Source organism: Hyphomonas pacifica (assembly GCF_000682675.1).
In the GTDB taxonomy this organism is placed as follows: Bacteria; Pseudomonadota; Alphaproteobacteria; order Caulobacterales; family Hyphomonadaceae; genus Hyphomonas; species Hyphomonas pacifica.
The window spans coordinates 60,213-74,925 of the sequence record NZ_AWFA01000009.1; the positions used below are offsets into that span (position 1 = coordinate 60,213).

Annotated in this window: 8 protein-coding genes; 2 read left to right on the forward strand and 6 right to left on the reverse strand. The window is 58.0% G+C overall.

Annotated elements, in window-relative coordinates:
- Window positions 1-12: 12 nt before the first annotated feature.
- From HY2_RS04330 to HY2_RS04340, 3 genes are read right to left on the reverse strand one after another with little or no spacing between them, the layout of a single operon-like run.
- Complete coding sequence (locus HY2_RS04330) at window positions 13-1,380, reverse strand: efflux transporter outer membrane subunit (protein ID WP_051594709.1); 1,368 nt, start codon at window positions 1,378-1,380, stop codon at window positions 13-15.
- Entirely contained in the window at window positions 1,377-4,502 is a 3,126-nt protein-coding gene (locus HY2_RS04335) for an efflux RND transporter permease subunit (protein ID WP_034825040.1), read from the reverse strand. The genes HY2_RS04330 and HY2_RS04335 overlap by 4 nt, the downstream gene beginning before the upstream one ends.
- Window positions 4,502-5,569 (reverse strand): efflux RND transporter periplasmic adaptor subunit, encoded by a 1,068-nt coding sequence (locus HY2_RS04340; protein WP_064773869.1) that lies wholly within the window; start codon window positions 5,567-5,569, stop codon window positions 4,502-4,504. The genes HY2_RS04335 and HY2_RS04340 overlap by 1 nt, the downstream gene beginning before the upstream one ends.
- Before the next feature lie 649 nt (window positions 5,570-6,218).
- On the opposite strand from HY2_RS04340, the gene HY2_RS04345 reads away from it, so the two are divergent.
- Both HY2_RS04345 and HY2_RS04350 read left to right on the forward strand, forming a co-directional pair.
- On the forward strand, window positions 6,219-8,666 hold the full coding sequence (locus HY2_RS04345; protein ID WP_034825044.1) for a TonB-dependent receptor: 2,448 nt from the start codon (window positions 6,219-6,221) through the stop codon (window positions 8,664-8,666).
- 67 nt (window positions 8,667-8,733) lie between these two features.
- Window positions 8,734-9,798, forward strand: a complete 1,065-nt coding sequence (locus tag HY2_RS04350; protein WP_051594710.1) for a glycerophosphodiester phosphodiesterase family protein — start codon at window positions 8,734-8,736, stop codon at window positions 9,796-9,798.
- 72 nt (window positions 9,799-9,870) lie between these two features.
- Here the strand turns inward: HY2_RS04350 and HY2_RS04355 are convergent, their stop codons facing one another.
- From HY2_RS04355 to HY2_RS04365, 3 genes are read right to left on the reverse strand one after another with little or no spacing between them, the layout of a single operon-like run.
- Window positions 9,871-11,220, reverse strand: a complete 1,350-nt coding sequence (locus HY2_RS04355) for an efflux transporter outer membrane subunit (RefSeq protein ID WP_034825046.1) — start codon at window positions 11,218-11,220, stop codon at window positions 9,871-9,873.
- Window positions 11,221-11,227: 7 nt separating this feature from the next.
- Window positions 11,228-13,165 carry a MacB family efflux pump subunit gene (locus tag HY2_RS04360; protein ID WP_034825048.1) on the reverse strand — a complete coding sequence of 646 codons (1,938 nt, stop codon included), beginning with the start codon at window positions 13,163-13,165 and terminating at the stop codon, window positions 11,228-11,230.
- A 9-nt stretch (window positions 13,166-13,174) separates the two neighbouring features.
- A complete protein-coding gene (locus tag HY2_RS04365) occupies window positions 13,175-14,512 on the reverse strand; it encodes an efflux RND transporter periplasmic adaptor subunit (protein WP_034825050.1) in 1,338 nt (445 codons plus the stop codon).
- Window positions 14,513-14,713 lie beyond the last annotated feature (201 nt).

Here is a 14,713-nt window from a genome sequence, read left to right on the forward strand (position 1 = left end):
GAGGAAAGCGGGTTAGATGTCACCAAATCCCAATGAGGCGTTCAGCGTAATGATTGCGGCGGCCAAATCTGCCTGCGTATCAATCACGGTCTCGCGGCTGGCAATCAACTGGCGCTGGGAATCCAGCACATCCAGAAAACTCGACAAGCCTTCCCGGTAGAGCGCTTCCAGCTGGCGATAGGCTGACTCGCTGGCCTCCACTGCGCGGTTCAGCTCATCAAGACGCTGCTGCAGCGCCTCGATGCGCACCAATGCTGTCTCAACTTCCTGAAGTCCCTCCAGCACGCTTGCGCGGTAATTCGCCAGGGCAATATCGGCCTGCGCCTTTTGCGCCTCCAGCCGTGCCTTGCGTGCGCCCGCATCAAAAAGCGGCACATCCAGAATAGCGGAAAGGCCAAGTGTGACCTGCTCTGTCACCGAATTGCTGGAACCTCCACGGGCCTGGATCGTGCCCGGTAGACGCAGAGAGGGATAAAGGTCAGCCTCCCGTGCGCCAACAGAGGCCAGCTCTGCCACCAATTGCGCCTCAGCCGCACGAATATCAGGGCGACGCCTCAGCAAGTCTGCTGGCACTCCGGCAGACAGCGCCCCCTGATAGGTCGGCAATTCTTCCTGGCGTTCAGTTTGCAGCACCAGATCTTCCGGGCTGCGGCCCGCGAGGACGGACAGCGCGTAATCAGCGCTTTTGCGTGTTGCTTCCAGCACGCCCTTTTGCGCACGGGTCCGCGCCAGGTCAGCGGCCACACGATCAACATCCAGAGCAGGCGAGAGGCCCGCGCTATAGCGAGACTGTACAATCTCCAGCGTCTGCGTCTGCAGATCCAGAGAGGATTGCAACAATTCCAGACGTGCCTCGGCACGGCGCAATTCGATATATTGAAGCGCGGCCTGGCGTGTTACCAGCCGGCGCACATCATTGACGGAGATCCGCGCTGCTTCCAGACGCGCCATCGCAGCCTGCACGGAACGCTTGTTGCCGCCGGCAATGTCCACATCATAACCGAGCGTACCGCCGGCTGCCGCGCTGACATCGCCATCCACGCCGCCAGTGAGCACCGAATTCAGCTGCGTCTGCATGAAGCCATCAAAGGAAGGTAGCAAGGCAGAGCCTGCAATCGTGACGTCTGCCTCTCGCACGCGCACATTCGAGAGGGCAATATCAATATCGAGATTCTGCTCCAGTACGGCATTCATGACGCGGGAAAACTCCGCATCATCGAACTTCTCCCACCACTCAGCATCAACAGCCTGCTCTGCAGACGGATTTATATGCGTCAGGTAGTCCTCTGACACCGTAATGGCTGGCGGCTCGGTCGATGGACCAACCATACAGCCCTGCAGCACAGCCAGGCAGACGATTGCTGAAATCGAATACTTCATTCTGCAGGCCCCATATGCGTCTCAGGCGTTTCGCCATGAGCGCTTTTGAGTTCATGATCCAGCGCCTTGCCGCTGGAGGTCCGCGTGCTCGCAAACCGGGCGATGCCAAGATACAAAACAGGCGTCAGGAACAGGGTGAAGACAGCCGCCAACCCCAATCCACCGAACACGACCCAGCCAATCGCTTGGCGTGCCTCTGCCCCTGCCCCGCTGGACAGGATCAGCGGCACAGCGCCCAGCGCGGTGGAAATCACCGTAATCAGAATTGGGCGCACACGGATGGATGCCGCCTGTTGCACGGCGTCGCGCACAGACTTGCCTTCACCTCTCAACTGGTCCGCAAATTCGACCAGCAGGATCCCGTTCTTCGCCATCAGGCCGATCAACAGGATCAGACCGATCTGCGAGAAGATGTTCAGCGACGTTCCCGTCAGTGCCATCGCATAGATGGCCGCAGCAAGGCCGAATGGCACAATCAGCATGATCACCAACGGGCTGGTAATACTCTCAAACTGCGCGACGAGTGCCAGGAACACGATGACCAACGCAAAGCCGAAAGTCAGCAGCAATTCATGAGAGGACTCTTCCAGTGTGGCCGCCTCTCCCTGCAGCACAAGGTTCATCCCACTTGGCAGCAGCTCGGCTGCTATCGCCTGAATCTCTGCAACGGCGTCCGCCATCGGCGCGCCTGTTGCGACATCCATTTCAAATTGGATTGCCCGGCGCTGTTCCACACGGTCCAGCTGGGCCGCGACACCTTCTTCCACGATCTTGGTGAGGCTGGAGAGCGGAATCAACGCACCCGTGGATGAGCGGACATAGAGGTTGCTTAGATCCGCTGGCGACACGATGGCTGTGGCCCGGGATTCCAGGAAGATCGGAATGGTCTCATCATTCACGTTCAGATCGACCAGATCCTCCCCTCCGACCATGGCTCTCAGAGTCAGGGAAATCTCTTCCAGGGGCACTTTCAGATCCGCCGCACGGCGACGGTCGATCTCGACGCGCAGCTGGGGCTGGGTCGGCTGATAGGAAATCTCCGGATTGGAGAGGATGGCGGATTGCGTTTCGATGCGGTTTGCCATCTCCCGCGCGACCTCGTAAATTTCCTGATAGTCCGCACCGGTGATAGCCACCTGAAGCCCTGCGCGGTTGCCCCACCCCACGGCCAGGCTGCTGCGCCCGAAGGCAGAGGCCCGTGCACCCGGAATATGCGATAGCGGCTCACGCAGGCTGGCGATAATGTCCTGCTGGCTTCTTTCGCGCTCTTCCCAAGGGGCCAGCTCCGCTGTCACCATGACGCGGTTCGGGTCCCACTGGCCGACAACGGTAAACAGGGATTGCACTTCACCGCTGTCGAGCAAGGGCTGGAAGATTTCCTCAATCTGATCGGCCTGGCGCTCCATATAGGAGAGGCCAACGCCATCCGGCCCGGTCGCAAACACCTGAATGCGGCCGCGGTCTTCCGGTGGCACAAGCTCGCTGTTCAGATTCTTGAAGGCGAAATAAGCACCGCCTGCCAGCGCGATAGAGATCAGCACGGTAATGACCGGGTGCACCAGGCTGGCATTCAGCGCGCGGTCATAGCCGCCCTGCAGCACACTTCCGATGGAGGAGATGAAACCCGATTTATGCTCTGTCTCTTCCTTGAACTTGAACTGCGCCGCAATCGCCGGCGCGATGGTCAGCGCCACAAAGGATGAGATGATCACGGCAATGGCCAGCACAAAACCAAACTCCCGGAACAGGCGCCCGGTCATGGATGGCAGGAAGGAGATCGGCACGAACACGGCGACCAGCACAGCAGTCGTCGCGATGACGGCGAAGAACACCTGCTCTGTGCCCAGCACGGCTGCGGCGCGGCGCTTAAGGCCTTCGGATTGGCGGCGCTGGACGTTTTCCAGCACAACAATCGCGTCATCCACGATCAGGCCGGTTGCCAGAACCAAGGCCAGCAGGGTCAGCAAATTGATCGAAAAGCCAAACGCCCAGATACCTGCCAATGTGCCGATCAGCGCAACCGGGATCGTCACAGCCGGAATGATCGTCGCCTTCAGGGAACCAAGCGACAGCCAGATCGTCGCGATCACGATCAGAATGGTAATCAGCAGGCTGGTAACCACTTCACTAACAGAGGTTTCGATGAAGACGGCCTCATCAGACGTGATCAAAACCTGCACATCCGGCAGGCGCTTGTTCAGCATCTCCACCTTCTTCTTAATATTGCTGGAAATCGCGATCGTGTTGGATTGCGCTTGACGCACAACACCTAGACCGATCACCGGCGCACCATTCAGACGCAACATGTTCTCGGCATCCGCAGGCGCCAGAACCACATCCGCCACATCGCCAATGCGAATGGGGTCACGGATGATCACATCCTTTACCAGTGCTGGCGTTGCTGCTGTGGCTTCAGCGCGTACCAGCAATTCCTGGTCATCCGACCGGAAGCTGCCAACCGGCACATCAAAAGGCGCAGCCCTGAGGGCCGTTGCGACATCACTGATCGTAAAACCAAAACGGTTGAGTCGCAGCGGATCAATTACCACCCGCATCTGGCGTTCACGCGTACCAAACTCCTGTAAAGTGGCAACGCCTTCAACCGCGAGCAATTCGGGCGAGATGTCCTTTTCGATGATCCGGGTAAGCTCATCTTCCGGCACCGTCTCGCTGACCACAGCGATCGTCATGATCGGAGAGGCATCCTCATCCGCTTTGGTGACGAAGATATTCTCCACACGGTCCGGCAATTGGCGGTTCACGCGGCTGACGGCCTCACGCACATCGGACGCGGCCACATCAAGATCCACACCTGGATTGAACTCGATACGAATACGCGCACTGTTCTCTTCACTTGAAGAGACAATCTCGCGGATGCCAGAGACACGCGCGACCGCACCTTCCAGCACGCTCGTCACTTCCGCATCGATGGTTTCCGGCGCGCCGCCCGGCAGGCTTGCCCGCACCATGACGATGGGCTGGTCAACGTCCGGCAGTTCGCGCACCTCGGTGCCGAACAGGGCCGCCAGACCCGCAATGATGATCAGCAGGTTGAGGACAGTGACAAAAAGGGGACGACGGACAGCAAGTTCCGCGATCCCGCCGGACCGGCGAAAATGCATTATTCCAGGGCCCCTTGAGCCGACACCGCGCCAGAAGGTACATCCAGGCTGATTTCCTTGCGCGACTCCACAATGTTCATCACCGGCGTACCATCACGCACCTTCTGAACGCCTTCGGCGATGATAAGATCACCTTCCTGAAGATCGGCGCGCACCAAAACACGGCCTTCCTTGCGGCTGATGATCGTGACCGGCATGCGCTTGGCCTTGCCATCCTCGACTGCCCACAGATACGGGCCATCACCGCCCCAGACGATGGAGGCTTCCGGCACTTCCGGATAGGCATCCCCCTCCACATCAAAGCTGACGCGGAAACTCATCCCAGGGCGCAACACATCATCGGCATTGTCGATGGCAGCGCGCACGGTGAAGGATCTTTGTTCAACATTGATCCGGCTACCGACAACAGTGACTTCCGCCTCGACCTTGGCATTTACGCTGGCGAACGGATCGACATGCAGAATGCTGCCCGTCTCGATCTGACCGAACAGCTGTTCCGGTAGAGAGAAATCCACGAACAGAATGTCGCGGTCATCAATGCGGGTAATCTCTGTGGACTGAGTGACGCGCGCACCGGCATCAATATCCGTAAAGCCGACATAACCAGAGAACGGCGCCCGCACCACGCGGTCAGCCAGCAACTCTTTTGCCACATCAAGGTCTACCTTGGCGGCCTCAACGGCGGTTTTGGCCGCATCAATCTGGCTGGTTGAGACAGCACCGGGCACATCAATCCGCTGATAGCGCTCCAGCAATTGCTGGGCATCCTTCAACGCAATCTCCGCCTTCGCGACGGCCAGACGCTGCTGGACATTGTCCAGCTGGGCCAGAGTGGCGCCCTTCTCCACATACTGGCCGGATACAAAGTTCACGGACGTGACCAGGCCCGACGTCTCGGGATAGATAGTGGCGGCACGTTCGGCGCGGGCTGTACCGACTGCTTCCACTTTCGCAGCCTCATTGGTCAACCGCACAGGCTGGGCAATGACACGCACACTCCGCTCCGCGCCTTGGGCAGCAGGTTTCTGCGCCTCATCTGACCCGCTGCATGCGGTAACAAGCAGCATGCCCGGCACCAAAGCGGAAAATAAAACCTTGTTAAACAACACTTTTCTCACCAAAACCAACAGACCGCCCGAAAATGTCTCTTCTTAAACGGCCAACACGCCTAAACCCGTCGCAAAAATCTCTTTTTTTGTGTCGTAGACACAGGGCCCGTGCCCACGCAACGATCCACCTGTGTCTATAACGTCAGATATCTTGATATTGCTCTAAGACCAGCCAATTCGGCGCTTATGCAACATTAATTTGTCGGGCGGCTTTGTTCACACATTTGATCATGACGTAGCGGCATCATCATCGGCCTAGTCACTGAGCTGCACGCAAAACCGCGCGCGATTCAGCGTTCCAGGCCGCTTCCTTCTAAACCATCTCTGCCCGTGTTGCAGTCAGCATCACAATTTTGCTGAACCGTGTGACGCAAGGTGCCCTCCGCGCGCGCGCTGCAAACGTCACACAAAATTCATCTGTGTTCCAATTTTTCATTCGGTTTGCAGACTATATGCAAGGCAGTTCCACTTCCGGGAGAGAATGAACGCGGATGTAGTGGAATTGCCGCATATCTGTTGCAAAACCTTGATTTGAGACGGTTCCCGGCTGTGACTAACCAGCGCCCGGGGCGGCCATGTTGCGCCGCACACAAAGACGGGTTGAACCATGAAACGTTATTATCTCTCCGCGACGGCGATCGCGGCCATCGGCATTTCCAGCCAAATATCCGCACTCGCACAATCTGCACCTCAGGACGATTCCCGTCGTCTGGAAGTTGTCACCGTGACAACGCAGAAACAGGAACAGTCCCTGATTGATGTTCCGATCAACGTGTCCGTTACCAGCCAGGACCTGATCGACAAGCTGGCCGCCGATGATCTGGAAGATCTTGGCAACTTCATCCCGGGCCTATCTGTTCAGGCACAAAGCCTCAACGCGCCCAGCTATTCCCTTCGCGGCGTTGTGTCCGATGGCGGCACCCCTCGCGTCGCCATGTTCCAGAACGGCGTGGCCATTGGTAATCCAGGCTTTGCGACAAACCTGGCCATTTATGACATGGAACGCGTTGAGGTCGTCAAAGGCCCGCAGGCCACACTGTTCGGTCAGGGCGCGCTCGTCGGCGGCATCAACTTCATCCAGAATCATGCCTCACTGAATGGCAATTCCGGTTCGCTGACTCTTGAAGGTGGCGATTACAGCTTCCTGCGCGCCGAAGGCCACTATAACTATGTGCTCAGCGATACGCTGGCGGTTCGTGTTGCCGGCCAGATCAAGAACATGGACGGATATGTTCCAAATACGGCCAACTCACCGGATCTTATGGGTCAGGACACCACGGCTCTGCGCACTGCGGTCCGCTGGGCTCCGACGCCGAAACTGACGGCTGACCTTTATGTGAATTATCAGGAAGACGATTCCACGGGAACGCAGTTCACCTCAGGCTTCTTCCCGGTCAATGGTAAGGTTGACCCGTATGGCGCAACCGCGATGAACGTCAATGATGACCAGGTGCGTGGCAAGCTCGGCAATGACCGTGAACTCTTCTATGTCACGGCAAACGTCGAGTATGATCTGAACGATGCCTGGTCCCTCACCTCCCTGACGGACTATCGCAACCTGTTCTCGAACGAAGCATGGGACTCTGACGGCATCGCCATCAACCTGCTCCAGTTCTATCAGGCTCGCCAAGCCAATACATTCAGCCAGGAACTGCGCCTGAACTATGATGCTGGTGGCAAACTGACCGCGTTCTTCGGCGGCAACTATTTCACCATCAATGGCAAGGACATCCTGCGCTTCTCGACGGACGAAGCCTATGCTCAGTCCCTGTTCGCGCCAAACCTTGTCAGCGCTGTCGCACCTGAGGGTACCAGCGTCGATCAGTTCGGTGCCTATCTGGCCTCACAGGGTCTGCCGGGTGGTCAAAATCTGGGCAGCTTCGATACGCCTCTTCAATACTCCATGCTGGCCTTCCTGATGGGCGGCGGCAGCCTCGTGCCACTCTATGGCGAGCACCTTGAAGAGCAAGTCGCCACCTATGGCCGGGACACCTATGACCTTTTCGGCGATGTGACCTATGCCCTGACGGATCGCCTCGAAGTAACCGCAGGTCTGCGTTACACGAAGGAAGAATTGTCAGCCAGCACGATCGCCCACGTCTTGAAGTCCAACCCATATCTGGCTGGCCGCAATGGTGTGACCATGGCCCCGACTCTGGTGCTTAGCGCGGCAACACTGGACAATCTGGCCTCAGCCTCCGAAGACACAGATGGTGCCTTCACATGGCGTCTGAACGCGGCCTACCGCGTTTCTGACAACATCAACACTTGGGTGGCTTATGGCCGCGGCCGTCGCCCCGAAGTTCTGTCCGCCTCCGGAGCGAATTATGATGTTATAGATGCCGAAACGCTGGACAATGTTGAAGTCGGCATGTTCGGCCGCTTCTTCGATGAACGCCTCCAGATGACCAGCTCCATCTATTATGGCCAGTACAAAGACTTCCAGACGACCAAATTCGACCCAATCCAGGGTATCTTCATCACGGAGAATTCCGGCAACGCCACCCAGTATGGCTTTGAATTCGACGGTCAGGCGCTGGTGTCAGAGAATGTCCGCCTGCTGGCGACCTATGCCTACACGCACTCCCAGTATGATGATGAAGATGATGACGGCAATCCGCTGCAATTCGCCGGCAACAGCTTCCGGATCAGCCCGGAGCACAGCTTCTCCCTTGCTGCGGATATCACCATCCCGGCGGGTGAGTATGGTCAGTTCTCCATCGTGCCAACCTACATCTGGAAAGACGATCACTTCTTCGAAGATGACAATGGCTACGACTATGTGGCCGACGGCAATGGCGGCTTTACCCGCGTCCGCGAGACGTATCCGGATGGTACGCCGGTCGATGAATTCCAGGATGCTTATGGCATTGCCAATCTCCGCATCGGCTTTGACAGTGCCAGCGAACGTTGGGGCGCCTACGTCCTCGGCGAGAACATCTTTGATGAGGAATACCTGATCGACGTCGGCAACACAGGCGGCGCATTTGGTCTGCACACGATCATCCGCGGAAAACCGCAAATGCTGAAAGCGGGCGTCTACTTCAAGTTCTGATCCCACCTGACCTGGCCGGAGCAAGCTGATTGCTCCGGCCTTTTCCTTTTAAAGACAGGCACACACAATGAAATATCTTCTTGCTGTCGCTCCTGTTCTGTTGCTCGCCGCATGCGGCCAGGCACAGGACACCAAGACAGCCCAGACACCCGTTGCGCCTCAAGCTGAGGCCAACGCACCAGAGACGCAGGCAGAGACCAAAACTTTCAAAAGCCTGACCGGAGAAGCGCCGATCATCATCGCCCATCGCGGCGCAAGCGGCCTCTTCCCGGAACATACGATCAAGGCCTATGAAACCGCCATTGAACAAGGCGCAGACTTCATTGAGCCGGACCTGGTCATGAGCTCTGACGGCGTTCTCTTTGCTAATCATGATGGTTATCTGTCAGACACGACAGACATTGCCGATCACCCTGAATTCGCGGACCGCAAGAAAGTTCGCCAGACACCATTTGGTGATCGTGAGGATTGGTGGTCTGACGATTTCACCTGGGAAGAGTTGAAAACCCTAAAAGCGCGTCAGCGCGTCGAGGGGCGTGACCAGGAATATAATGACCAGCTCAACCTCGTCTCCTTTGACGAAATTTTAGATCTGGTCACAGAGCAGGCAAAGAAAGGCCGCACAGTCGGCCTGCACATTGAAGCCAAATGGCCGAGCCATTTCTCCTCTGTCGGGCTCGACATGGTTGATCCCATTCTGGATGCCATGGACGTCAAAGGCCTGAAAGCCGCAGGCATTCCGGTCTACATCCAGTGCTTTGAACCGCAATTCCTGGCTGAAGTCGCCAAAAAAAGCGATATTCCGCTGATCCAGAATTTGATCGGCCCGCCCTATGACAAGATGCTGGGCATGGAAATCAGCCTGGATGATGTCACGACAGCTGGCGTCGGTGCCAACAAGACCATGATCCTCAACGAGGATGGGACGACGACAGACTATATCAATCAGGCCCACGACAAGGGCCTGTTGGTTCATGTCTTCACAGTCCGCGATGACGAACCCGCTCCCGGCTTCGCAGACTCTCGCGCAGAACTGCGCGCCCTGTTTGATGCAGGCGCCGACGGCGTCTGGACAGACTATCCCGGCACGGCCGTGGACGTCCTGAAAAATTACGAAACGGCAGAACAATAGGCTTCGCCTTACTATCGGATCGTACCGGATAGAGCTGTCGCATCAAATAAAAGGTGCGGCAGCTTTTTTTAGTCACCTATATCCGCCACCCAATGCGACATAAAGGTCAATTGCGGCGATGAGACGATCAAGACGCCCCTGAACATAGCTGTTGGAAGCATCGAAGAAGGTCTGCTGAGCACTAAGCAAGCTGGTCAGATCATCTTCACCGGCCTTGTAGCGCAGCTCTGCCGCGTCCAGCGCCTCAAGGGCGGCATCACGGGCAATCAGTAACTGCGCTTCCCGCACACGCCCGGTCTCGATGGCATTCAGGCTGACATCCACATCGCGGAGAGCCATCAGGATGGACTGGCGATAGCCGGCCAGTTGCGCCTCACGTCGTGCCTCTGCGCCTTCAAGCTGACCTTTGAAGCGACCGCCGGAAAAAATTGTCTGGCTGAGCCCGGCAGAGAAGGATCCGACGAGATTGCCGCCGCTAAGCAGCGTCGAAAGGCCCGTCCCCAGATCAATGCTTGGGAAGAAGGCCGCGCGCGCCGCATTGATATTGGCATTGGCCCCGCGGAGATTGGCTTCTGCCTGCATCAGGTCCGGACGGCGCAGCATCAGATCAGATGGCAGGCCGGGCGCGATGTCTGGCAGGGTGATATTCAGAATGTCCTCATCCACTGCTTCATAGCCTTGCGGCGTCTGGCCCAGCAGGATGGCCAGCGAGGTTTCAAAACTGGTCACTTGCGCCTCCAGCTGAGGAATGCGGGCGCGGGCATTGGCCAGGCTCGCGCGCTGGCTGGACACGTCAAAGCCGGAAATGGAGCCTGCCCGGTAGCGCACTTCGACAATCTCGAAAATGCGTTCGGAAATTTCCAGATTTTGCCGGGCCACGCGTAGCTGTTCCCGCGTGGCAAGCAGGTTGAAATAGGTGGAGGAAACATCAGACTGAACCGTCAACTCCAGCGCGCGTAGGGAGAAGATCGCCGCGTCCAGGCTGGCAATGGAACTCTGGCGGCTGGCCTCGTTGGCGCCAAACAAATCCAGTTGATAGGAAGCCGAAAGACGCGAGGAAGAGCTGACATCATCCAGCCCGCCATCAGTGTCGCTTGAGGCAGACAGGCTACCACTCGCCTGCGGCAGGAAGGCCGCGTTCGTCACCTTCAGCTCCGCGCGGGATGCTTCAACATTGGCAACACCCTGGGCCAGATTCTGATTGGCGATGAGTGCCTGCCCGACCAGCGCATTTAGCTGCGCCGTGTTAAAGCCTTGCCACCATATCTGCTCGGCGGCGCGGATGCCGGACAGTTCGTCAGCATAATCATAGGCATCCGGCAGCACCATTTGCGCGCTGGTATCCGTCACCTGTTGCGGCTGCAAAGAGGCGCACGCCGTCAGCACACACAGGGAGGCAGAAAGCAGGCTGGATCTGATCATTATGGCTTTACTCCGAAGCGAGGGCGGCAACTGGATCGAGGCGGGAAGCCTTGCGGGCCGGCAAAAGACCGAAGACCAGACCGGTCGCCAATGCCGAGGCGAATGCCAGTATGGCGGGTGTGGGCGTGATCGCGATGGTCATCCCCACTTGCATGAGAATGAAACAGACCCCGACCCCGATCAGCACCCCGGCAATGCCGCCAAGGCCACCCACGACGAGAGCCTCCACCACGAACTGGGTCAGAATGTCAGATCTGCGTGCCCCGGTGGCCATGCGCACGCCAATCTCCCGCGTCCGCTCTGACACGCTGACCAACATTATGTTCATCACACCGATACCGCCGACCAGAAGTGAGATGGACGCCACCGAGCCAAGCAGGATGGAAAAAGAGTTCTGCGTCTGCTGTACCGACTCCAGGATAGAAGCCGTGTTACGCAACTGAAAGTCCTCCACACCATGACGGGCTAGCAGAAGATTGGTGGCCTCTGTTTCAGTATCGGCAATCTTGTCGGTATCATCCACAGCGATGGTGATGGAGGACAGATAGTTCTGGCCGAAGATGCGCATCATGCCTGTGGTAATCGGCACCAAGGCGACATCATCCTGATCCTGCCCCCAGGAGGACGCGCCTCTCTCTTCGAGAATGCCAGCCACCTCAAACGGCGCACCGCCGAGGAACACATACTGGCCAACGGCACCTTCAACATTATCAAACAGATTGCCGGCTGTCGTGGTGCCGAGGACGACGACACCAACACGGCGCTCGGAATCTTCAGCAGTGAAGAAGCTGCCATATTTCAAGCCTCGGTTCTGGGCAATGGTCCAGTCTTCAGAGACGCCCTCAACTGAGCTGCGATAGTCATTATTCCCGATGCGGAATGTTGCACTGCCTGAGCGAGACGGCACTACCGCGAGCACATTGTCCAGCTCTTTTAGCGCCCTCGCATCATCCAGTGTCAGCGTTGCGATGGCATCGCCGCGCATCCGCGTTCCCGGCGCGCCGGGGCGCACGAAGAGTAGATTGGCCCCCATGGATTCAAACCGCGCCATGACTTCCTTCTGGCTGCCCTGACCAATGGCGAGCATCGCGACTACCGCAGCCACACCGATGACAACACCCAGCAGAGTCAATGCCGTGCGGAACAGGTTTGCGCGCAGAGAACGAAAGGCCATTTTGACGGATTCGATCACCTGCACGATAGGGGACGGCCCTTTGCGCGTGTAGCGATAACCGTCAGCCCCTTCCGCCTTATGGGGGCTGACGCCGCTGTCAGAGATGATCTTGCCATCGTGAATCTCGATGACGCGTTTGGCGCGCTGGGCCACGTTCAGATCGTGCGTAATCAGAATGATCGTACGGCCGCTTTCATGCAGGCTCTCAAGCAGGTTGAGCAATTCAGCGCTGGAGCCGGAATCAAGCGCGCCGGTCGGCTCGTCCGCCAGAATGACTTCCGCATCATTGACCAGCGCACGGGCAACGGCAACGCGCTGTTGCTGGCCACCTGACAGCTGGCCTGGCTTGTGGTCGATGCGCTCTCCCAGTCCGAGCCGTTCCAGAAGTTCGGCAGCCTTGTCGCGGCGCTCCTGAAGGCTGAGGCCGGCATAGACGGCGGGCAACTCCACATTCTCTGACGCGCTGACACTGGCCAGCAGATTATAGCGCTGAAAGATAAAGCCAAAGGTCTGGCGGCGCATGGCGGCCAGCTCGTCCGGGTCCAGAGCAGAGACATCCTGCCCGCGCACACGGTAGCTGCCGCCGGTTGGCCGGTCCAGGCAACCAAGAATGTTCATCAGCGTCGACTTTCCAGAGCCGGACTGGCCGACAATGGCCACGAATTCACTGGGCTCAATAGTCAGACTGACGCCGTCGAGCGCGCGCACTTCGGTATCACCGGCCCCGTAATAACGGGTCACATCATGCAGTTCGATCAAGGGATGGGTCATAACGATGTCCTAGAAGCGACGCGGTGGGCCTCGTCTACGGCTGTCATTTCCACTGTCGGCACGCCCGGTTTTCACCTCGCCCGTGATGACTATCTGACCAGGTTCCAGACCATAGACAATCTCAGCCTGCGTACGGGTTTTCAGACCGACCAGAACCGGTTGCGGGCGGGGCGCACCTTCGGCCGTCATCAGCATTACCATTCCGTGTTCGGTCTGCGGGTGTGCCTCTGCCACCTTGCGGAAGACCTCGCGGCTTTTTGCGTCGCGGCGTTCAGCCTGCGCCTGTGTGGCCTCTGACGCATCAGCCTGCATGAAGCCGCCTTGCTGGCTTTGACGACCTTTGGCGACCTGATCACCCAAGGCATGCGGAAGGCGCGGTGGCGCAGTTTGCAGGGCCGTGACAGGCACAAGCACGGCATCCCTGGCATAGCCGGAGACAAAGAAGACCTGCGCCGACATTTCAGACCGCAGCAACCCTTCCGGATTGTCCACATCCAGCAGTGCCTTGTAGAGGACGACATCATTCAAAACCTCCGGTGTCGGAAGAACCTGACGCACGCGCGTTTCCCAGCGACGGGAGGGATCGCCCAGTGTGGTGAAATAAGCCTGCTGGCCTTTCTTGATACGCAGTACATCCGCCTCTGACACATCGGTCTCCACCGTCATTATGGAAAGGTCCGCAATCGTCAGGATGGTCGGCGCAGTCTGATTGGCATTCAGCGTTTGGCCTTCATCGGCTTCAACGGAGACGATTGTGCCGCTAGTGGGCGCATAGATCTTTGTGAATTCCAGCGTCGCAAGATCGGCCCGCAGTGTAGATTGCTGACGCTGGATCTGTGCGTCAATGCCTTCCAGCTTGCCCTGCGCGATGGCGTAGGCGGCCTGCGCGGATTCATAATCGGCGCGCGCGATGGCGTCTGCCTCATACAGCATCTCGGCGCGCTCAGCCTCAGCCATGGCGAGATTCAAGGTGGCCTGCTGCTGTTTGCGACTGGCTTGGGATTCCTTCAACTGGGCGCGGTCTGCCTCCACGGCGGTCATCGCGATGGTGGGGTCAATCTGCGCCAGCAACTGGCCTTTCTCCACCTTGTCGCCCGCCTCAACCAACAGCTCCTGCAACTGGCCGGACACCTGGGCCCCGACAACCACGGATTCCTTTGGCGTGATCTTGCCCGCAGCGGAGATCGAAACCTCAATATCGCCGCGCGTTACCTCCGCCGTCTGATAAGTGACTTTCTCCTGCCCGGGTACATAATGCCGGTAGGCAAGAAATGCCGCGACGGCAAGCAGCGCCATGGCGGTGATTTTTACGGGAGATGACAAGCGGCGCTTTTTCTGGCGGGTCATGGCGTGGGATCATGCCTTCTGCAGCGTTTTCAAAACTGGATTATTTCTGAAACGCGATGCAGGCAGCTTTCCGTTGCAAGCCACTGCATTTTCTGCCGTTTTCCCGTGATAGCGTGCTATTTCAACGCCATTGGCACACGCAGAGCGCAAGTTTTCATCTGGGGTTCATATTTCCACCAGCACTTTTGCCCGGCATGGCGG